Here is a 442-nt window from a genome sequence, read left to right as displayed (position 1 = left end):
CTTATACACGTTCAGTCCATGAAGTCGCTGTTGTTTGAAGAACCTTGTTGAGTTCGTCAATGTTCTCAAATCCAGTTGTGCGAAGCCATTCGCGAGCTGCTGCTTCACCGTCTTTGATGTAGGCTTCAACTGATCCAGCCCATGTTGCACGGCCGCAAAGAACTCCGTTGAAGTTTGCACCTGATTCGTGGGCAAAGACAAGTGTTTCTTGGAAGAGTTTGGCTGATACACCTGCACTTAAGTAGATGTAAGGAAGATTTGTTGCTTCGTCTTGCGCTTTGAAGAAAGCTGCCGCTTCTTCACGAGTATGCACGATTTCACCATCGCCAAAGCCTTCAACGTATTTGACGTTGACTGGAACTTCCACTTTCAAAACGTCGATGTTAAAGCGTGGGTCTGAGAAGACCTTCATAGCACCGATAACCTTGTGTGGTTTTACTTT

The 442-nt window shown here is 45.9% G+C and carries 1 protein-coding gene; it reads right to left on the bottom strand.

Going from position 1 to position 442, the window contains the following annotated elements:
• Position 1: 1 nt before the first annotated feature.
• Positions 2-442: tagatose 1,6-diphosphate aldolase (locus tag HMPREF2766_RS00560; protein WP_142350315.1), on the bottom strand; the 441-nt coding region annotated here is incomplete at its 5' end.

The organism is Streptococcus sp. HMSC076C08, from assembly GCF_001810825.1.
Lineage (GTDB): Bacteria > Bacillota > Bacilli > Lactobacillales > Streptococcaceae > Streptococcus.
This window is presented reverse-complemented; position numbering and strand designations above follow the sequence as displayed.